Source organism: Bradyrhizobium oropedii, assembly GCF_020889685.1.
In the GTDB taxonomy this organism is placed as follows: domain Bacteria; phylum Pseudomonadota; class Alphaproteobacteria; order Rhizobiales; family Xanthobacteraceae; genus Bradyrhizobium; species Bradyrhizobium oropedii.
The window spans coordinates 1-18,659 of the sequence record NZ_JACMYO010000103.1 but is presented as its reverse complement, the minus strand read 5'-3'; the positions used below and the strand labels follow the sequence as shown (position 1 = coordinate 18,659).

The 18,659-nt window shown below is 63.9% G+C and carries 22 protein-coding genes and 1 riboswitch; of the genes, 15 read left to right on the top strand and 7 right to left on the bottom strand.

The genetic code is table 11. The features are described from left to right. Positions 1 to 88 precede the first annotated feature (88 nt). From H8A95_RS26005 to H8A95_RS25975, 7 genes are all read left to right on the top strand, one after another. Entirely contained in the window at positions 89 to 388 is a 300-nt protein-coding gene (locus tag H8A95_RS26005; protein WP_016847277.1) for a putative quinol monooxygenase, read from the top strand. Positions 389 to 414: 26 nt separating this feature from the next. After that, on the top strand, positions 415 to 714 hold the full coding sequence (locus H8A95_RS26000) for a putative quinol monooxygenase (RefSeq protein WP_229185768.1): 300 nt from the start codon (positions 415 to 417) through the stop codon (positions 712 to 714). Between the two features lie 7 nt (positions 715 to 721). After that, positions 722 to 1,348, top strand: coding sequence for an urease accessory protein UreE (locus H8A95_RS25995; RefSeq protein WP_229185766.1), 627 nt, complete (start codon positions 722 to 724; stop codon positions 1,346 to 1,348). Further along, positions 1,329 to 2,066 carry an urease accessory protein UreF gene (locus tag H8A95_RS25990; RefSeq protein ID WP_229185783.1) on the top strand — a complete coding sequence of 246 codons (738 nt, stop codon included), beginning with the start codon at positions 1,329 to 1,331 and terminating at the stop codon, positions 2,064 to 2,066. The genes H8A95_RS25995 and H8A95_RS25990 overlap by 20 nt, the downstream gene beginning before the upstream one ends. Positions 2,067 to 2,222: 156 nt before the next feature. Continuing rightward, a complete protein-coding gene (gene ureG / locus H8A95_RS25985) occupies positions 2,223 to 2,861 on the top strand; it encodes an urease accessory protein UreG (RefSeq protein ID WP_229185764.1) in 639 nt (212 codons plus the stop codon). Positions 2,862 to 3,308: 447 nt separating this feature from the next. Beyond that, complete coding sequence (locus tag H8A95_RS25980) at positions 3,309 to 4,970, top strand: CHASE domain-containing protein (protein WP_229185762.1); 1,662 nt, start codon at positions 3,309 to 3,311, stop codon at positions 4,968 to 4,970. Positions 4,971 to 5,158: 188 nt separating this feature from the next. Then, the gene (locus tag H8A95_RS25975; RefSeq protein ID WP_229185760.1) at positions 5,159 to 6,187 is read left to right on the top strand and encodes a cytochrome-c peroxidase; all 1,029 of its coding nucleotides are present in this window, start codon (positions 5,159 to 5,161) and stop codon (positions 6,185 to 6,187) included. A gap of 80 nt (positions 6,188 to 6,267) precedes the next feature. On the opposite strand, the gene H8A95_RS25970 is transcribed toward H8A95_RS25975, so the two are convergent. Continuing rightward, the gene (locus tag H8A95_RS25970; RefSeq protein WP_229185759.1) at positions 6,268 to 6,429 is read right to left on the bottom strand and encodes a hypothetical protein; all 162 of its coding nucleotides are present in this window, start codon (positions 6,427 to 6,429) and stop codon (positions 6,268 to 6,270) included. Between the two features lie 311 nt (positions 6,430 to 6,740). On the opposite strand from H8A95_RS25970, the gene H8A95_RS25965 reads away from it, so the two are divergent. Further along, complete coding sequence (locus H8A95_RS25965) at positions 6,741 to 7,724, top strand: hypothetical protein (RefSeq protein ID WP_229185757.1); 984 nt, start codon at positions 6,741 to 6,743, stop codon at positions 7,722 to 7,724. 21 nt (positions 7,725 to 7,745) lie between these two features. On the opposite strand, the gene H8A95_RS25960 is transcribed toward H8A95_RS25965, so the two are convergent. Beyond that, on the bottom strand, positions 7,746 to 8,111 hold the full coding sequence (locus H8A95_RS25960; RefSeq protein WP_229185755.1) for a methylamine utilization protein: 366 nt from the start codon (positions 8,109 to 8,111) through the stop codon (positions 7,746 to 7,748). 221 nt (positions 8,112 to 8,332) lie between these two features. On the opposite strand from H8A95_RS25960, the gene H8A95_RS25955 reads away from it, so the two are divergent. Further along, the gene (locus tag H8A95_RS25955; protein ID WP_229185754.1) at positions 8,333 to 11,245 is read left to right on the top strand and encodes an EAL domain-containing protein; all 2,913 of its coding nucleotides are present in this window, start codon (positions 8,333 to 8,335) and stop codon (positions 11,243 to 11,245) included. Between the two features lie 196 nt (positions 11,246 to 11,441). Here the strand turns inward: H8A95_RS25955 and H8A95_RS25950 are convergent, their stop codons facing one another. Beyond that, positions 11,442 to 11,990: a sigma-70 family RNA polymerase sigma factor gene (locus H8A95_RS25950; protein ID WP_016847265.1), complete on the bottom strand. Its 549-nt coding sequence runs from the start codon at positions 11,988 to 11,990 to the stop codon at positions 11,442 to 11,444. Next, positions 11,990 to 12,193, bottom strand: a complete 204-nt coding sequence (locus tag H8A95_RS25945) for a NepR family anti-sigma factor (RefSeq protein WP_018269610.1) — start codon at positions 12,191 to 12,193, stop codon at positions 11,990 to 11,992. The genes H8A95_RS25950 and H8A95_RS25945 overlap by 1 nt, the downstream gene beginning before the upstream one ends. 284 nt (positions 12,194 to 12,477) lie before the next feature. On the opposite strand from H8A95_RS25945, the gene H8A95_RS25940 reads away from it, so the two are divergent. Next, positions 12,478 to 13,290 carry a response regulator gene (locus H8A95_RS25940; protein WP_229185752.1) on the top strand — a complete coding sequence of 271 codons (813 nt, stop codon included), beginning with the start codon at positions 12,478 to 12,480 and terminating at the stop codon, positions 13,288 to 13,290. A 77-nt stretch (positions 13,291 to 13,367) separates the two neighbouring features. On the opposite strand, the gene H8A95_RS25935 is transcribed toward H8A95_RS25940, so the two are convergent. Continuing rightward, positions 13,368 to 14,567 carry a cytochrome P450 gene (locus H8A95_RS25935; protein ID WP_229185750.1) on the bottom strand — a complete coding sequence of 400 codons (1,200 nt, stop codon included), beginning with the start codon at positions 14,565 to 14,567 and terminating at the stop codon, positions 13,368 to 13,370. A gap of 119 nt (positions 14,568 to 14,686) precedes the next feature. On the opposite strand from H8A95_RS25935, the gene H8A95_RS25930 reads away from it, so the two are divergent. From H8A95_RS25930 to H8A95_RS25920, 3 genes are all read left to right on the top strand, one after another. Then, positions 14,687 to 15,409: a TetR/AcrR family transcriptional regulator gene (locus H8A95_RS25930; RefSeq protein WP_229185748.1), complete on the top strand. Its 723-nt coding sequence runs from the start codon at positions 14,687 to 14,689 to the stop codon at positions 15,407 to 15,409. 64 nt (positions 15,410 to 15,473) lie between these two features. Then, complete coding sequence (locus H8A95_RS25925; protein WP_229185746.1) at positions 15,474 to 16,355, top strand: DMT family transporter; 882 nt, start codon at positions 15,474 to 15,476, stop codon at positions 16,353 to 16,355. Between the two features lie 60 nt (positions 16,356 to 16,415). Then, a complete protein-coding gene (locus H8A95_RS25920; RefSeq protein ID WP_158231282.1) occupies positions 16,416 to 16,556 on the top strand; it encodes a hypothetical protein in 141 nt (46 codons plus the stop codon). 26 nt (positions 16,557 to 16,582) lie between these two features. Here H8A95_RS25920 and H8A95_RS25915 read toward each other — a convergent pair whose 3' ends face one another. Continuing rightward, positions 16,583 to 16,825, bottom strand: a complete 243-nt coding sequence (locus tag H8A95_RS25915) for a hypothetical protein (protein WP_229185745.1) — start codon at positions 16,823 to 16,825, stop codon at positions 16,583 to 16,585. 320 nt (positions 16,826 to 17,145) lie between these two features. Here H8A95_RS25915 and H8A95_RS25910 point away from each other — a divergent pair, with 320 nt between their 5' ends. Further along, positions 17,146 to 17,340 carry a hypothetical protein gene (locus H8A95_RS25910; protein ID WP_229185743.1) on the top strand — a complete coding sequence of 65 codons (195 nt, stop codon included), beginning with the start codon at positions 17,146 to 17,148 and terminating at the stop codon, positions 17,338 to 17,340. 27 nt (positions 17,341 to 17,367) lie between these two features. Here H8A95_RS25910 and H8A95_RS25905 read toward each other — a convergent pair whose 3' ends face one another. Continuing rightward, positions 17,368 to 17,742: an energy transducer TonB family protein gene (locus H8A95_RS25905; RefSeq protein WP_229185741.1), complete on the bottom strand. Its 375-nt coding sequence runs from the start codon at positions 17,740 to 17,742 to the stop codon at positions 17,368 to 17,370. A gap of 242 nt (positions 17,743 to 17,984) precedes the next feature. Continuing rightward, positions 17,985 to 18,045, top strand: a riboswitch (Fluoride riboswitch). A gap of 71 nt (positions 18,046 to 18,116) precedes the next feature. Here H8A95_RS25905 and H8A95_RS25900 point away from each other — a divergent pair. After that, positions 18,117 to 18,362 carry a hypothetical protein gene (locus tag H8A95_RS25900; protein ID WP_229185739.1) on the top strand — a complete coding sequence of 82 codons (246 nt, stop codon included), beginning with the start codon at positions 18,117 to 18,119 and terminating at the stop codon, positions 18,360 to 18,362. The last annotated feature ends 297 nt before the right edge of the window (positions 18,363 to 18,659 follow it).

Sequence of the window (18,659 nt, the reverse complement as noted above, 5' to 3'; positions counted from 1 at the left end):
GTTTTCGAGCGAAGTGGATTTCCGGTTCGCGGAAAAAGCGCGTCAAAACAAGACTTGAGCCAAAAGAGAAAACCGGGAGGAAGTTTCCGTGATTTACGTCGTTGCCACGCTGACCATCAAGCCCGAGACCCGCGCCGAATTCATCGCTGCGGCGACAGCCTGCATCAAGGAAACCCGCAAGGAGCCCGGCAACATCGCCTACGACCTGCATGAGAGCGTCACCGACCACAGCAAGATGGTGTTCGTCGAGCAGTGGGAAAATGCCGACGCCTTGGTGCCGCATCGCACCGCCGAGCACATGAAGACGTTCGGCCGGGTCGCGGTGAAATGCATGGCGGCGCCGCCGAAGATCGAGGTGATCACGCCCGAGAAGGTCGACGTTCGCTAAGCAAGAATAAGAACGGGAGAACCACCATGATCTATGTCATCGCCACCACTCCGATGAAGCCGGAAAACAAGGACGCCTTCATCAAGGGGCACAAGGCGTGCATCGCCGAGACCCACAAGGAGAAGGGCTGCCTCTCCTATGAGGGCCATGTCAGCGTCAACGATCCCAACCTGTATGTGGTGGTCGAGCGCTGGGAAACCCGCGACGACCTGACCGCGCACAGCAAGGCGCCGCACATGAAGGTGTGGCGCGAATATTCCGCCGACATGAAGACAGGCCCGACGGTGATCGAGATCATCAGCGACGGCAAGGTTCAGAAGCTCTGAGGCATCGATGATCCGCGCAACCAAGGTTCTGGGACAGCATCGCTGGAAGGAAGCGGCAGCCGACACCGTCGTGCTCGATTTCGACGACCGGCACCGGCGGCGGATGGCGATGACCGGGACGCGCGGGCTCGAATTCCTGCTCGATCTCGAGAACGCCGTCGCATTGCGCGGCGGCGATGCGCTGGTGCTGGAGGACGGCCGCCTCGTCGAGGTGGTCGCAGCTCCCGAACCGCTCGCGGAGATCCGCGGCAGCGATCCGCATCATCTGATCCGGGTCGCCTGGCATCTCGGTAACCGCCATCTGCCGACGCAGATCATGCCGAAGGGCCTGCGCATCCGCAGGGATCACGTGATCGAGGCGATGGTGAAGGGGCTAGGGGCCCGTGTCATCGAGATCGAGGCTCCGTTCGATCCCGAGGGCGGTGCCTATGCCGAGCATGCGCATGTCGACGAGCAGGCGCATGATCACGCCGGGCACGATCACGCTCATAGCCATGCGCACGATCATGGTCACCACGGTGACGGACATCACCATGATCACGGGCATGACCACGATCACCACCATCATCATGATGAGCATTGCGAGCACGCCCATCATCATCACGATCACTCCCATGCTCATGACCACAAATGAGCCTGATCCTGCCGCGTTGCGCGGCGGGATGGCGGAGGACGAGGCAGCCGCGCTCTATCGGCTGATGACATGGCTGTCGCCGTCCTTTCCGGTAGGCGCGTTCGCCTATTCCAGCGGTATCGAATGGGCGGTCGAGGCCGGCGACATCACCGATGCCGCATCGTTGCGCGGCTGGCTCGCCGCGATGCTCACCGACGGCAGCGGATTTTGCGACGCCGTGTTTCTCGCGCATAGTTTTCGCGCGGCGTCTGAGCCCGATCCTGTCGGGTTGAAGGCGATCGCCGAGCTCGCCGCCGCCTTCGTGCCGTCGCGCGAGCGGCAGCTCGAGACCACGACGCAGGGGCGCGCCTTCATCGAGATTGCTCGCGCCGCCTGGAATTCACCCGGCCTCGACGCGATGGTCGCGGCCTGCGACGGACCGATCGTCTATCCGGTCGCGGTCGGCCTTGTCAGCGCCGCACACGGCAATCGGCTCGCACCTTCGTTGCACGCCTTCCTGCATGCCGTGCTCTCGAACTGGATTTCCGCAGGCGCCCGGCTGATCCCGCTCGGTCAGACCGACAGCCAGCGCGTGCTGGCCGATCTCGAGCCGGTCGTTGCCGCGACCGCAGCGCGGGCCAATGCCGCCTCGCTCGACGATCTCGGCAGTGCGACCTTTCGGGCGGATCTCGCCAGCCTGCGTCACGAGACGCAATATACGAGGTTGTTCAGGTCATGAGGCGCGACACTCTCCACCCGTCGTCCCTGCGAAAGCAGGGACCCATAACCACAGGGCTTTGTTGTTACGGCCGGTGTTGGCCATCCGACCTTATTGAGAGATCACGCGGTATGGGTCCCGGCGTTCGCCGGGACGACGACAGAGGGATTGGTTGACATGCCCACTTCTCACGGCCCGCTGCGGGTCGGCGTCGGCGGTCCGGTCGGCTCCGGCAAGACCGCGCTGATGGACCTGCTCTGCAAGTCGATGCGCGAGCGCTACGACATCGCGGCAATCACCAACGACATCTACACCAAATGGGACGCCGAGTTTCTGGTGCGCTCCGGCTCGCTGACGCCGGACCGCATCGCCGGCGTCGAGACGGGCGGCTGTCCGCACACCGCGATCCGCGAGGACGCCTCGATGAACCTCGCGGCGGTCGCCGACATGCGGGCGAAATTCCCCAACCTCGATCTGGTCCTGATCGAATCCGGCGGCGACAATCTGGCGGCGACCTTCTCGCCGGAGCTGGCGGATCTCACGATCTACGTCATCGACGTTGCCGCCGGCGACAAGATCCCCTCCAAGGGCGGCCCCGGCATCACGCGATCCGACCTTCTGGTGATCAACAAGATCGACCTCGCGCCCCATGTCGGTGCGTCGCTTGAGAAGATGGACACCGACGCCAGAAGGATGCGCGGCGAGCGGCCCTTCGTGATGACCAACCTGAAGAAGAGCGACGGCCTCGACCGCATCATCAGCTTCATCGAGACCAAGGGCGGCCTTCGGCCGCCAGCGGCGGGGAAGGCGGGCTGACGGGGCGGGCTAGTCGTTAATCATTGTGGCACTTCGCCCGGACTTGGGTCCGTCACCCCCGCGCAAAGGCATCGCCTTTGTCGCTGGAGGTGCGAGCGTAGCGAGCCTCGAAGGGTGCACGGCCACCAGTTGGGCCGTCGACCCTTCGAGACGCGCTTCGCGCTCATCAGGGTGACGGTCGACGAGAGGGCCGCCCGGCCGCCGCAAAAAAGCTGCGCAATCGCCGGAACAATTTCCAACTTTGACGATTAGCAACCTTCGGCGCCGCCAAAGACCGCCGGGTGGCGTCGTCGTTAATGTTGCCGACCGGCTCCTGTTGCGTACCGATGATCGCTATTCCATATTCCTGTGCGGCTGGCGTTCTTCGCACCCTGATCCGTCGCCGCCCCCGCAGAAGCCAGATGCCTTCAGTCCCCTTTCGCCACCCCCTGATTGCCGAGTAAGCGTGTGGTTCGACTGGGCTTCATCGTTGCCTTGATTGCGCTGATCGGAGTCCTGCTCTCCGGTCTTGCCGCCTATCGGGTGCACGATCAGGAACTCGCCATCGACGGTATCGCGCTGGCGCGGGCGATCGACGTCCATGCCAGCCTGGTGCAGGACCGCCTGACCGAGCGCGAACTGCTGGCGCGGGTGGCCTCGGGCCTGTTTCGGACGCCGTCGATGGTGAAGGCCAACATGCTGCAGCCGCTGCGCTCGGCGATCTATGCCTTCAAGACCGATTTCGTCGTCGCCGCCTGGATCGCGCGGCTCAAGCCGAACGAGCTGACGGCGGCGGAGGCGGAGCTGAAAGCCGCCGGCTTCACCAACCCCTCGATCCGCGATTTCGACGACCAGGCGCTCGACATCAAGGCGCTCGACAAGCCGATCAACGTGCTGATGGACGTCGAGCCGCGCAACCCGGAGACCCTGAGCATCCCGGGCCGTGCCTTCGACCGCCACTCGGTGGTCGGCCCGATGCTGGCGAAGGCGATGGCCAACGCCAAGCCGGTGGCCTCGGACCCGGTACCGCTGCTGCGGCAGAACGGCCCGGTCGGCGTCGTGCTCGCCGCGCCGGTGTTCCAGGAAGAGGCCTCCGAGCCGGCCGGCTTCATCACCTTTTCCTATGAGCTGTCGGCGCTGATGCTGACCAACGACGATTCCTCGCTGTTCGCGGTGGCGCTGAAGGACCCGCGCGATTCCAACGACGAGTTCACCTCCAACGAGCAGGGCATCGTCACCTCACGTGCGGTGCGCCAGGATGGCCCGCTGCCGTCGATGGTCCGCACCGTGACGTTCGGCGGCCGCGACTGGTCGCTCGACTATTACGCCAAGAGCAACGCCACGGTGCGTGCACAGCAGACCGCGACCATCGTCGCGGCGATCGGCCTAGCGCTGACCGGCATCGTCTGCGGCCTGTTCGGCTATGTCGCCTACAACAATCTGCGTCTCAGTCGCGAGATCGAGGTCCGGATCGGCTTCGAGCGTCGGCTGACCGCGGTGATCGACGAGCTCAACCATCGGGTCAAGAACATCCTCGCGGTGATCCAGTCGATCGTGACCCGCACGCTGCGGCATGGCGCCGATATCGACGGCGCGCGCGAGCTCCTGATCGGGCGCATCCACGCGATGTCGAACGTCGTTACGCTGCTCAGCGAGAGCCAGTGGCAGGGCGTCAAGCTGAAGGGCCTGTTCGAATCGCGCGCGATCCCGCATGCCGACCGGATCGCGGTGAACGGTCCCGATATCACCGTCAGCGCTCGTGCCGCGCAATCGCTGTCGCTGCTGTTCTTCGAGCTCGCCTCGCATTCCGACGAAGGGCTGTCGCTGGTCGGCAAGCATCCGCACATCGTCGCCAATTGGGAGGTCGTCGGCGAGGATGCGGACGCGGTCTTCAATTTCCGCTGGGAGGAGTTCAACACCAGCCAGGCGACGCGTCGCGCCGACAGCGACTTCGGCTTGATCCTGCTCGACCGTGTCGCGCCCGAAGCGCTCGGCGGCACCGCGAAGCGCTACTTCACCGACGTCTCCTATGTCTACGAGCTGACCGCGCCGATGGACACCGTGGTCGACATGACCGAGCGCGACCGCACCGAGCAAATCTCCGCGCCGGTGCGTCCGGTGAAGAAGTAGCCGCGCGCGACCGCCACAGGTTGTGTGGCTCCATCGCTGCGCGGATTGATCGTATTCACGCTAATGGGAATACGCCGGCAGCGTTCCGGGACCGACACCCGGCATCCGTCATATCCCGCAACCGAGCGTTAAAACTTCGTTGAACATGCTTCGGCATATACCGAGCAGGATACCGCTTGAGGACCCCGATGAGGCTTTGGGTCAGCCTGACCTTGCTCGCGGCAGTTTTGCCGGTAGGGCTGTCGCTTGCCCTGACTCCGGCGACGGAGCCGCGCGACCCTGCGGCCATTCGTGCAAGCTATCGCAGGCCCGAAATCGTTCCCTTCCCGAGCAGCAATCCCTATTCGGAGGCGAAATCCACGCTTGGCCAGATGCTGTTCTTCGAACCGCTGCTGTCGCGGTCGAAGACGCATTCCTGCGCGAGCTGCCACAAGCCGAGCCTGTCCTGGGCCGACGGCCTTCCGCGCGCCATCGGTGAGGATCCGAAGGGCTTGCCGATCCGCTCACCGACCTTGATCGACGTGGCTTTCTTCGAGCCGCTGGGATGGGACGGCAAGTTCAGGGATCTGGAATCCGTTGCATTCGGGCCGATCCTCAGCCCGATGAACCTGAACATGACCGAGCCGGAATTGATCGCGCGCCTGTCGGCGATCCCCGGCTATGTCGATGCGTTCGCCCACGCCTTCGGAGACGGTGCGATCACACGGCCGAGGATCGAACAGTCGCTGGCGACCTTCGAGCGCTCCATCATTGCCGGCGAGGCGCCGTTCGACCGCTGGATCAAGGGCGACGAAAGCGCCATCAGCGCCTCGGCCCAGCACGGCTTTGAACTTTTCAACGGCAAGGGACGCTGTTCGTCCTGCCACAGCGGTCCGTCCTTCTCCGACGGATCCTTTCAGGATATCGGCACCGCCAAGGGGCACGACATCGGGCGCGGCCGTTTCTTTCCGACCTCGGCGAAGCTGAAATATGCGTTCAAGACCCCGACATTGCGCGACGTCGCGCGCCGTGCGCCCTACATGCACGACGGATCGGTCGCAACGCTGGAAGATGTCATCGAGCTGTACAACAAGGGCGGGATCGAACGGCCGAGCCGGTCGCCCGACATCAAGCCGTTGTCGCTGACCGCGGGCGAGAAGAAGGATCTGATTGCCTTCCTGCAAACCCTGACCGCGACGGCGCCGCCGGTGGCGGGGGTCCCCAAGCTGCCGCGCTGACCGCGGCGCAGGGCTATTTGAAACAAGGCTATTTGAAACAAGGCTATTCGAAACAGGGACCGCCTTGGGGCAGGGGGCCTTCAGGCGAGGTGCGGCAGCGCGGCGCCCAGCAGGCCAAGCCCGACGAGCAGGAACGCACCCGCGCAGGTCTCGAGGGCCGCCGTGCGCGACGGCGACGATTTTGTCACGTAGGCGAGGGCCGACCCCACCCCGATACTGACGACGCTCAACATTCCGAACATTTAACCGGCCTCCCGATCCGATTTGTCCGGGTTTCACTACGACAGTTGAATTGAGCCCCCGTGCCGGAATTAGCTAAAATTCGACGGAACCGGCCGGAAACGACTGCACTGAGGGACGGGCTGGGGCTTGCCTGCCGCAATTAACCACAATGCAACCAGCGGGTGTCCAAGGCAGGCGCAAAGCCTAAAATTTGATATAAGTTAAACAAGTCCTTAAGTGTGTGTGGGCGGTTGGTTCAATGTTTAGTGGGCGAGAGCGAGATGCCGGTTCGGCTGTGCGCTCTTTTTTCGCCACGTGCCTTGCAGCGGTTTTGTTTTGCGTCGTAGCCGCGCGCAGTGCCGAGGCTCATGTCAAATGGTTCTGCGCCTACGATGTCGCCGGTCAGCCCCGCGGACTCGAGAATGTCCTTTGCCTCGATTTTGAACTGCTGCTCGGCGTTGCCGTCTTCTGGCTGTTTGCGGGCTGCCTGGTCGAGCCGACGTCGCTGGGCGATGCAACCATTCGTGTGCTGAACCGCATCACCGCGGGACTGCGGCTGCACACCGAACTGATGATGCGCGCGGTCGCCGCGTTCTTCTTCATCTCGATCTGGGCGGTCGGCGGCATCCTGCTGACGCCGGAGTTGAAGACGACGTCAGCGCTGGTCGGCGCGTTGCAGCTTGGCATCGCCGCCGGGATGCTGTCGCGGCGCACGCTGCCGCTGTCGGCCGTGGGCATGGCGATCCTGTTCGGGATCGGCGTCCGCGACTATGGTGTCTTCCATCTCGCGGATTACCCGATTTTTCTCGGCGTTGCCGCCTATTTTGCGCTGATCGGGCTGAACAGGGATCTGTTTGGAATCCGGCCGATCGACGTGATGCGGTACGCGGCTGCCGTGACGTTGATGTGGGCCTCGATCGAAAAATGGGCCTATCCGGAGTGGAGCTTCCCGCTCCTGATCGAGCATGCCGGAATGACCCTCGGCTTCGACAATGAGTTCTACATGCGCGCCGCCGGCATGGTGGAATTCGTACTCGCCTTCGCCTTGATCTGGACGCCGCTGATCCGGCGCTGCGCGGCTGCCGTGCTGACCGGGATGTTCATCAGCGCGTGCTTCGAATTCGGCAGGATCGACACGATCGGACACTCGGCGATCATCGCCGTCCTGCTTGCGATTGTCGCCGACGACAAGGTGTTGCCGCGCGACCATCGTGCCGCGTGGCTTGCTCCGGTCGCGCTCTGTGCCGCGCTGTCGTTGACGCTGTTCGTCTACTATTTCGGCCACGCCGCGATCTTCAGGACGTCGGTCCTGTAGATCGTCGTTGCCCCGAGGGGGCTATTTGGCGACGTGGACGGCGAGCTTCATCTTCGGATGAATGCCGCACAACACGGTGAAGTCGCCGGGCACGGAAAATGTGACGTCGAACTTGCTGCCCGGCTGCTGGTCGCCGGAGTCGAAACTGAACGTATCGCTGCTCAAATAAGCGTGATGCAGCAGTTCGCCGTCATCGTTAATGAACCGTAAAACCTCACCGCGCTTGATCGAGATTTCTGCGGGCTTGAATTCACGGTCCTTCTGCGAAATGACATAGGGAGCCGCACCCAGAGCGGCTCCGGCAAGCGCTCCCATGACAATCGCGGCCACAAACGGCACGCGGCCGAACTGGCCGAGGCGCACGGCGCGCAACAAGCCTGACTGCATAGGACCCCCGGTTGAACCTCGAACACCCGACATCGGCTACCCCAGGGCGCAAGTCGTGCCTCCCGGATTACCTGTAACGGCGATTATCGCCAGCTGATCTTAACGATTTCAGCATGAGTTGCAGTCACTACTAAACCAATTTTGAGCAGACAGTCATTTTTCCGCAAGCGCTGCGCGTTTCTGCGTAGCTTGAACATCGAGCACTACGGCGAAACGCGGGCATGGATAGCCTATTAGGCAACCTCAAGGTAAAGGGCAGTGCGGCCTTCCGGTTCGCGACCGGAGGCCTGTCGCGTCTTGCCCTGACTACGGGTTCGATCCGCACCCAGATTCTGATTTTTTGCCTCGCGATGAGCGCCGTTGCCGTCGCGCTCGGCGGATACTCCATCCTTGGCATCCGCCATGCCGGCGATCTGGTGGCCAAGACGTTCGACGAATCCCTGATGTCGATCAATTACGCCCGCGCGGCCGGTGCGGACTTCGCCACAATGCGGGTCGCGTCGTCGCAGCGTCTGCTGACCACGGATCCGGAAATTCGCGCCAGCCTCGACAGCCAGATTGAAAAGCTCGCCAAGACGCTCTCGGAAGACCTGACGATCGCCGCCGACCGCTCGCAGTCCTCGCGCGCCGCGCAAGCCGCGGCAAAGGTTCAGGAAGCCGCCGACGCCTGGATGGCGCTGCATCGCCGGGCGATCGGATCGTCGCTCGAGGGGAATTCGGCGGCTGATCCCCATGCATCGGGGACGACGGTCGGCGATGTCGATCGCTACTCCAAAATCGTCAGCCAGCAGGTCGAGCTGCTGGTCAACTACACCGCCGGCGACGGCTTTCTGTTCCGGCAAAAGGCGCTCTCGACGATCAAGCGGGACCTGCAGCTCAACGTCGCCGGGCTGACCGTCGCGCTGTTCCTGTCGGCCCTGTTTTCGTGGCTGTTGGCGCGCCGGATTATCGGGCCCGTCGCCATCGCATCCCGGGCCGCGCGCAGCATCGCCGGCGGCGACCTCGATGCGACCGTCCCCAAGGGCGGCACCGACGAATTGGGGACGCTCCTGACCGCCATGGAAACCATGCGCGACAACATCAGGCGGATGGTGGATCAGGAGGTCTCGCAACGTCGCTCCGCGCAGGCGCGGCTTTCGGATGCGCTTGAAACGTCGCGCGAAGGCGTCGTGCTCCTCGACGCGGACGGTCAGATTGCCCTGGCCAATTCGCGCGCGGGCGAGTTCATCCGCCTCTCGCCGCAGCTTCTGCAGTCGGATCGGCTCGATGCCGCCCGGCTGGCGCCGGCCGACGGTGACATCGATGGCTTCGCGAGCGAGGCGCGGCTTTCGGACGGACGCTGGCTGCGCGTCAGCCGGAGCGAGACGCAGGAGGGCGGCGTCGTCCTCGTCTACAGCGACATCTCCGCGCTGAAGCAGCAGAAGGCGGAGCTGCATGAGACCAATTTGCGGCTCGATGCTGCGCTCACGCACATGTCGCAAGGCTTGTGCCTTTACAACAGCGAGGCGCGTCTCCAGGTCGCCAACCGCCGGTTCTGCGAGATCTTCGATATCTCGCCGGAGCTCGTGGTTCCCGGAATGACCATGGAGGACGTGCTCGGCCTCAGCGTCGCTGCCGGCAATCATGGCGACTGGACCGTCGCCGACCTGCTGGCGGAGCGCGAGCGATCGATGGCCCAGCAGGAGGGCGGCAACTACCTGCAGCATCTCAGCGATGGGCGGATCATTGCCATTGCGCAACGGCCGACATCCGACGACGGCTGGCTTGTCACTTGCGAGGACGTCACCGAGCAGCAACGGGCCGAGTCGCAGATCGCGTTCATGGCCCGGCATGATGCCTTGACCAGGCTGCCGAACCGGACGTTGCTGGCCGAACGGATCGAGCTGGCGGTCGCTCAGGTCGGCCGCGGATCCGGCTTTGCGGTATTCTGCCTCGATCTCGATAATTTCAAGCAGGTGAACGATACGCTTGGCCATCCGGTCGGCGACGAGCTGCTGTGCGCGGTCGCCGATCGGCTCAACGCCTGCGTTCGTGAGGTCGACACCGTCGCGCGTCTGGGCGGCGACGAGTTCGCGGTCATCCAGTGTGGCGTCCAGGGCGCAGACGAGGCCGAACGCCTCGCGCGCCGCATCGTGGAATGCGTCGGCGCTCCGTATGAATTGAATGGGCATCGCGTGGTCGTCGGATGCAGCGTCGGCATTTCGATGTCGCCGGGCGACGGCACCACTGGCGAGAAGCTCCTGAAGAACGCCGACGTCGCCTTGTACCGCGCCAAGATGGAGGGCCGGGGCACCTGGCGCTTCTTCGAGCCTGCGATGGATGCCAGCCTGCAGCGGCGCCGGGCGATCGAGCTCGACCTTCGCGAGGCGATGTCCAAGGACGAGTTCTCGTTGTTCTACCAGCCGCTTTACGACCTCCATCTCGATCGCATCTGCGGTTTCGAGGCGCTGCTGCGCTGGCATCATCCCAAGCGCGGGCTGGTGCCGCCGGACCAGTTCATCCCGATCGCCGAAGAGATCGGCCTGATCGGCCCGCTGGGAGAATGGGTGCTCCATCGCGCCTGCGAGCAGGCCGTCGGCTGGCCGAGCGAGATGAAGCTCGCGGTCAACGTCTCCGCGGTCCAGTTTCGCGATCCCGACTTCATCGACGTCGTCGTCGACGCGCTCGAGGCGTCAAAGCTGTCGCCGCGCCGGCTGGAGCTCGAAATCACCGAATCCGTCTTCCTCGCGAACAGCAACGAGACGCTTGCAACATTGCACAAGCTGAAGGCGCAGGGATTGCGCATCGCGCTGGACGATTTCGGCACCGGCTATTCCTCGCTGAGCTATTTGCGAAGCTTCCCGTTCGACAAGCTCAAGATCGACAAGTCCTTCGTGCGCGACGCGACCGCAACCAATGGATCGAAATCGATCGTCCGCGCCGTCATCAGTCTCGGCAGAAGCCTTGGCATGACGACGATCGCGGAGGGTATCGAGACCGTCGAGCAGCTCGATCACATGCGCGCCGAAGGCTGCAACGAGGTCCAGGGCTTCCTGTTGAGTCATCCGGTCCCGGTGACCGAAATCGCAGCCAAGATTCTCGAATTGAGAAACGGCTTCAAGCCGCCCGCCGTCAAGAAGGCGATGGCGGGCTAGCACTGCCGAGGCAGCCGCGCCGGTAATGCGTCGGTCGTTTGTCACGCCGCCGCGGGCGCCGCGCTAGCCTTCATTCGATAACCCCGCATGCCAAAGCGGATCGCCGCACGACGCGCGACATGCTTGCCTGCAATATCCCCTGCAAAAGGAAAGGCGGCCCGATCGGGCCGCCTTTCCATTCCAGCATCGCGTTGATCTATCCGCCATTGCCGCCGATCACGGCGCGCACGGTGTTGTCGGGGCCGAAATCCTCGGCGCTATCGACATAGAGCAGCGCGGAGAGCTTCGATCGCGCACGGTTGACGCGGCTCTTGATGGTGCCGACCGCGCAGCCGCAGATCGCCGCGGCATCCTCGTAGGAGAAGCCGGAGGCGCCAACCAGGATCAGCGCTTCACGCTGGTCCTGCGGCAGCTTTTCGAGCGCCGCGCGGAATTCCTCGAACTCCAGATGCGCTGCCTGCGACGGCTGGCTCTTCAGCGTCTTGGCGTAATTGCCCTCGGCGTCCTCCACCTCGCGCCGCCGCTTCCGGTAGTCGGAGCGAAACAGGTTGCGCAGGATGGTGAACAGCCACGCGGGCAGGTTCGAGCCGGGCTGGAACGAGTCGATATTGGCGATCGCGCGCAGCAGGGTCTCCTGCACCAGATCGTCGGCGCGATCACCATTGCCGGACAGCGAGATCGCGAACGCGCGCAGGCTCGGGACCGACGCCAGGATGTCGTCGCGAAGTTCATTCGTGAGAGGCATTAGTCCCCTCCATTGTTCTTGTCGGTATCGCCCCCGGCCACGGCCGCCGCGGCGGCCTCGGGTCCGTCGAGCTTGCGGATCAGTTCCGCAAAGCGGTCGGGCACCCCCTGCCGCACCACGTCATCGTACATGGCGCGAAGCTGGTGGCCGATTCTCGATTGAATCTCGGCGTTGAGACCGCCCTGCTTCTTTACTTCCTTCATGATGTGATCCACGCTTCCCCGGGAGTTAAGTCTCTGATTTCCAAGATGTTTCCTCGAAAAAAGAGGCTGGCCGCGTTGCCTCGTCGATCAGGAGCTAATGCGAAGTTGCGCATAAAGTTCCGGAAGGCTGGAACTATTTCGTGGAACTTTTCCGTCCTTCGCGCGTAGTCGGGCATGCAGGGGAACTTGGGTCGCCCCAGAACTGGATTCTGTAAACTGGATTCTGTCGACCCCAGACAACGGGCTTCAGGCCGGAAGGCCTCACGAACAAGGATGGAGTGGGAATGTCCCGATCGCAGATCGTTGCCGAACACCTTCCGCTGTTGCGCCGTTATGCTCGCGCACTGACCGGAAACCAGGCGTCGGGGGACGCCTATGTCGGGGCCATGCTCGAGGCCCTGTTGCAGGACGGAGCGTTGCTGGACCAGACGCACGGCCCGCGCGCCGGCCTGTTTCGACTGTTCACCAAGATCTGGAATTCGGTGTCGGTGAACAACAACGACAATGAAGACGTGGCGACGCTGTCGCTGCCGCCGGAGCGCAGGCTCTCCAACATCACGCCGCTGCCCCGCCAGGCTTTCCTGCTGCTTTCGCTGGAAGGCTTTTCGGAGGAGGAGGTCGGCTACATTCTCGGCACCGACGTCGCCGAGACGCGCAAGCTGACCGATGCCGCCGGCCGCGAGATGGCCGCCGAGATCGCGACCGACGTCCTGATCATCGAGGACGAGACGTTCATCGCGATGGACCTCGAGAGCCTGGTGAAGAATCTCGGCCACAACGTCATCGGCGTTGCGCGCACGCATTCCGATGCGGTGGCGCTTGCCAAGAACAAGAAGCCCGGCCTGATCCTCGCCGACATCCAGCTCGCCGACGGCTCGTCGGGACTCGATGCGGTGAACGAGCTGCTGCGGACCTTCGAGGTGCCGGTGGTGTTCATCACCGCTTATCCCGAACGCTTCCTGACCGGTGAGCGGCCGGAGCCGGCGTTCCTGATCTCAAAGCCATTCCAGCCGGCGATGGTGTCGGCGGTGGCGAGCCAGGCGCTGTTCTTCCAGCGCAACTCGCGCAACCGCACGCCGCGTGCCGCGTCGGCATGACCTGAGTTTACGCAAGAGGGCAAAGTCCGGCCGGCGTACCGAGAGGTACGCCGGTTTTTTCTTGGAGTATTTCGAAGCTACTTCAGTGTGACGCGGACCGGCAGCGTGCTGAGCGCCCGCAGCCCCGAGCTGTCGCGGAAGGCTGTGGGGCCTGCAATGTCGAATTGCTTCACGCGGCTCGCCAGCGCTGTAATCACCGCCTCCGCCTCCAGCCGCGCCACCATCTGCCCGACGCAGCCGTGGATGCCGACGCCGAAGCCCATGTGTCCGGACAGCCGCCGCCTGACGTCGAACTGGTCGGGATGCTCCCAGCGCGTCTCGTCGCGGTTGGCGGAAGCGAGCAGCAGCAGCACCTTCTCGTGCTTGCCGATCCTGACACCGGCGATCTCGGTGTCATGCGGCGTGGTGCGGAACACGAACGGCGCCGGTGAATCGAGGCGCAGCGTCTCGTCGAACGCCGCGCGCGCCAGCGACGGGTCGGCGGCAAGCAATGCCCATTGCTCGGGATGGCGCGCCAGCGTGTACAGCGCCATGCCGATCGCGCTGATCGTGGTGTCGAGCCCGGCCGAGAGCAGCGAGCGCACCAGCAGCGGAGCCTCCTCCGCGCTGATCTCGCCCGCGTCGGCCGCCTCGTAGACCTGTGCGCCAAAGCTGCCCGGGCGCAGCGCCTCGCGCTGACAGCGTGCCGCGACCCAGGGCAGCACGCGCGGCGCCTCTTTCATCAACTCGCGGAAATAGTCGTTCTCGGGCCCGAAGCCGGCGAACACCATCGCGCCATAGGTCAGAAAGTTCTCGCGGCCTTCCTGGTCGATGCCGAGCGCGTCGGGAAACACGCTGACCGGAAACACCTCAGCGATGTCCTTGATGGCGTCGAACGATCCGCGTTCGACCAGCCCGTCGATCAGCCGGACAGCCGTCGCCTTGAAGTCATCGGCAAGCTTGCGCATCGCGCCGGGCGACAGCACCCGCGCCAGAACCGCGCGGGTCCGCGTGTGCAGCGGCGGATCGGCTTCCAGCACGATGCTCGGCGGCCGCCACGGCTTTTCCTTGAAGTGGTTCGCAAGCCCCGCACCGCCGGCGTTACTGAAATTGACGTGGTCGCCGAAGATCGTCTTGACCTCGGCAAAGCGCGGCACCGCCCAGATATCGTACTTGGTCAGCCGAATGGCCGGCCCCGCGGCGCGCAGCTCCGCATAGGTGCCGTAGGGATCGGCCCGCGTCGCCGGACTGAACGGATCGAAATCGCTGCGGATAACCTCGCCGGCCATCGTGCTCATTGGGACCCTCCCGTTCTATGATTAGTTAATTGACCATAGTCAATTAATATCGGGGTGGCAAGGGGGCTCAGGTTGCCATCCGTGCGAACAAGCGGCATGGAGGCGCCAGGGAGATGGCAATGTCGATCGAGGAGCGAGCCAAGGGCACGCGGCGCTTTCAGCGCAGGGCGCGCCAGGAGGCCGACAAGGAGGTGCTGAAGGCGCTGATCCTCGAGACCGCGCGCAAGGAGTTCGCTGCCGGCACGCTCGAGACGGTTTCGATCCAGAAGATCGCCGACGCGATCGGCTACTCGAAGGGCACCGTCCTCAAATATTACCCGACCAAGCTGCTGCTGCTGCTCGCGGTGAAGCAGCAGAACCTAGAGGTGGTCGCTACACAGCTCGAGCGGGTCCGCGCGCAGACAACCGACAGCGATCTGCGGCTGCGGCGGGTGATGGAAACCTATCTCGATTACTGGGCGGACAATCCCGATCACTTCCGTTCGCTGTTCTCGATGTCCGGTACGGTCGAGGACCGCCGGTTTCCCGACGGCGTCTATTTCGGCGAGACCGAGATCGCGCGCCGCAGCTACGAGCTGTTCGTGGTCTCGGTGCGGGAATATCTCGCGGCACATGGCGCCGAGCCGGCGCCGGGCCTGCCGCAACGGCTTGCGACCGCATTGCTTGCAGCAATCCATGGCGTGGTCGCGCTGACGCTCGGAACGCCCACCATGAAGCTGCCCGACATGCGCGGCACCGGCCGACTCCTGATCGCAAGCCTGATCGATGCCTGGACGAGCAGGCTTGCCGTCGCACGGAAGAGCGAGGGCTGGCCAAAGATCACGACCGGCACCTTTGCCTGACAGGGCGATGCGGCATGCGCGATGCGATGTGGAATCGCGTGCCGCCGCCTGCTAAGCGCGGCCGATGGATACGACGCAGCGCGATCGAACAATCGGCTTTCTCTGCCTGGTGGTGACGGCCTTCGGCTGGGCCCTGAACTGGCCGCTGATGAAGCTGTTGCTGCAGCAATGGCCGCCGCTGTTCGCCCGCGGCCTGGCGGGGACCTGCGCGGCGGCGATCCTGGGCACGCTGGCGCTGGCCCGCGGCCAATCGCTCGCCGTGCCGCGCGAGGCGATGCCGCGGCTGTTGTTCGCCTCCTTCACCAATGTCTTTGCCTGGATGGGCTTCGGCACCATCGCGATGAAATTCGTCATGGTCGGCGAGGGCGCGCTGCTGGCCTACACGATGCCGATCTGGGCGATGCTGTTCGCCTGGCCGGTGCTGCACAGCCGCCCGACGCTGCGGGATCTGGCGGCGCTGGTGCTCGGCGTCGCCGGCGTTGCGTTGCTGCTCGGCGGTAACGGCTTTGCGTTCAGCGCCGACAAGCTCACCGGCATTGCGCTCGCGCTCGCCTGCGCCATCCTGTTCGCGCTCGGCAATGTGCTGAACCGCAAGCCGCTGCCGATGCCGCCGCTCGCGGTGGTCGCCTGGCAGGTCGGCATCGGCTGTCTCGTGATGCTGCTGCTCGGAATTTCATTCGAACATCCGGACTATGCCGCGATCACGCCGTTCGGCCTCGGCTGCTTCGCCTACATGACGCTGATGCCGATGGGCATCTGCTATCTCACCTGGTTCGAGACGCTGCGCCGCCTGCCGCCGACATCGGCGTCGACGGGGATGCTGCTGGTGCCGGTCATCGGCGTGGTGTCGGCTGCGATCATCCTCGGCGAGCCGCTGGGGCTGCGCGAGATCGGTGCCATGGCACTGACGCTCGGCGGCGTGACCCTGGCGCTCCAGCGGGCCTGAGCCGACGACCGGCGGAACCGACATTCGCAAGACGCGTTCTCCTGTAAAGGGAGCTTGGCCATGCGCAAGGCGATCGCGCGGCTTGATGCGGAGCAGAAGGCGCAGCTGCTTTATCTCGCAGATCTCGGCACGGCGATGTTTACGTCGGCGCTCGTGGTCTGCACCCTGAAGGCGGTTGTGGACCTCTTCGTCGGCGGCTGAGCCGCCACACCAGCGCCAGCACGCCGTCACTTGACCTCCGGCGCGTCCCCCTGCGTGTGCCCTTCAGGCCCGCGATTGAACACCCCGTAATCGCTGGACTTCACCCCGGCCGCAGCGTCGGTGGCGACGCCGGCAAGACCGAGCTTGAGCAGCTCGCGAACCGCCGCGGCGCGGGTCGGCATGCGGTGCTTGAAGCGGAAATCGTCGAGGGAAGACAATTCCTCTGGCGACAGCATGACTTGCAGTCGCTCGGCGCGCAGCTCGTTCATCGGAAAATACCCAGACTTAGCTGAATGAGTAATTTGCTAAACGGACAAACTCCCCTTGGGTTCCTATGCTTGCGACAAAGACCTCGAATGAGTATAATTATCAAGCAAAATCAATAACTTAATTGGAAAATCGAGGAGCGCCGGGCCGCCTGTTTGGTTATGTTGTGGGAGAGATGCAATGGCTAACCAGGTCAAGCTGCCCCGCAAACTATCCGAGGAGCCGAGAGCGCCGGAACCGCGGCGCGCGAGCCACGCTCGGGTCATCGATCAACTGGACCGGTGGGCCAACAGCCCCGGTCTGCAACCACCGAAGGTGTATGATGCAGAAGACGATTCAGAAGCGGAAACGGTCTGAGCCCCATACGTTCGAGCAGCGCCTCGAGGAACATCGGGTGCGGCTCGAGGGCCAGCTCGCTAGGCTGCCGCGTGGCGTCGCGCGCGAACAGATCATGGCGCGTATCGAACAGTTGAAGACAGCCGTCGAGCTCAACGCGATGTTGTCGACGAGCGTATAATGGATAGTGGCCACGCTATGCGGCCGCTCAGCATCCCCGGCAGACCGAATTCAGCTTTGCCATGAGGGCGGGACTATCCCACGGCGCGACGGGATTGAAGGATGCCGACGCCCTCCCAAAAATGAATGGCACGGTCAGGACGGCGGTATCGTCCTTCACGTCGTTGGGCAGCGCGGCAAAGGGTTGGGCGCGCTCAACGATTGCCAGTGCCTCTGCGTCTATCGCCGGGATGCCGGTGTTCTCTACGAGCCAGCTCGACACGAGATGACCTGCGTGATCGATCCTGAAGCCGACTTTTGCGGTGCCTCCCTGCCCAGGCGCCAACGGTGGGTAACGCCGGGCCTGGCGCAGACGGTTGGAAATATCTTGCGTCCATGCCGCGACCGAAGGGGTGACCGGCAAGGCTGCGCGGTCCTCGGCGAGTATGGGAGCTGTGGCAGCAAAGAGCAAAGCAAGACAAGCAACGAGCCGTCGCAACATCTGGGAAGTCGGTCCACTTTAACAATCAGCAATCATTCTATTCGCGCTTTGGTTGATTGCAAGCCGCGAAACTCGTCACGTGGCGGAGCTCCATCAAGCTGCTGCCCGCGAAAAAACATCTTGGAAAACGTCTTGCCCGCATTCGCCCGTGCACCGTAGCATCAGCACGTTGATGGGATGGAGTCCCCCGATAACCGCCGCAAGGCTGATGACTCCTACCGGGCGCGACAGCGTCGGTAGGAGCATACGCCACTGCCGATCCGCCGCCGCGCCCCGCGAACGAGAAGGGGCAGAGCATGACGGGTCTTCCTGGTTCACTCTCAATCGCATTGTCGCTGGTCGGGTCGATCTGGCTCGTCGGTGTCGTCGCCCTGCTGGTCGACGCGCCGGGCGAGCTGGTTGCCGCGACTTTCGTTGTTGGGCTTGTGACAGGCATCGTCGAGTGGCGAGGCATGATCCGGAAAAGTGGGCGCCGGTTTTCCCAGCGACAAACGCGAAGCGTTTGCGCAGAGATCATGCCCAAGAAAAACAGAGCACGATGACGCGTCGTCGTGCTCGGGAAGGGTGAGACTTTGAACGTACATTTGTTGGCGGCGGTCGCGTTCTCGATCCTGGCGCTGTTCGGCGGCCTGATGCTGGTGCGAGCGCTCGCGGCTTGACGGTCAACTCCGCGCTCCCCATTCCGTCATCCCCGCGCAAAGGCTTCGCCTTTGTCGCAGGAGGTGCGAGCGGAGCGAGCCTCGAAGGATGCGCGGCCACCAGCCGGGCCGACGATCCTTCGAGGGCCGCTGAAGAAGCGGCCACCTCAGGATGACGGGTTGAGTATCGCGAGAGGCTAG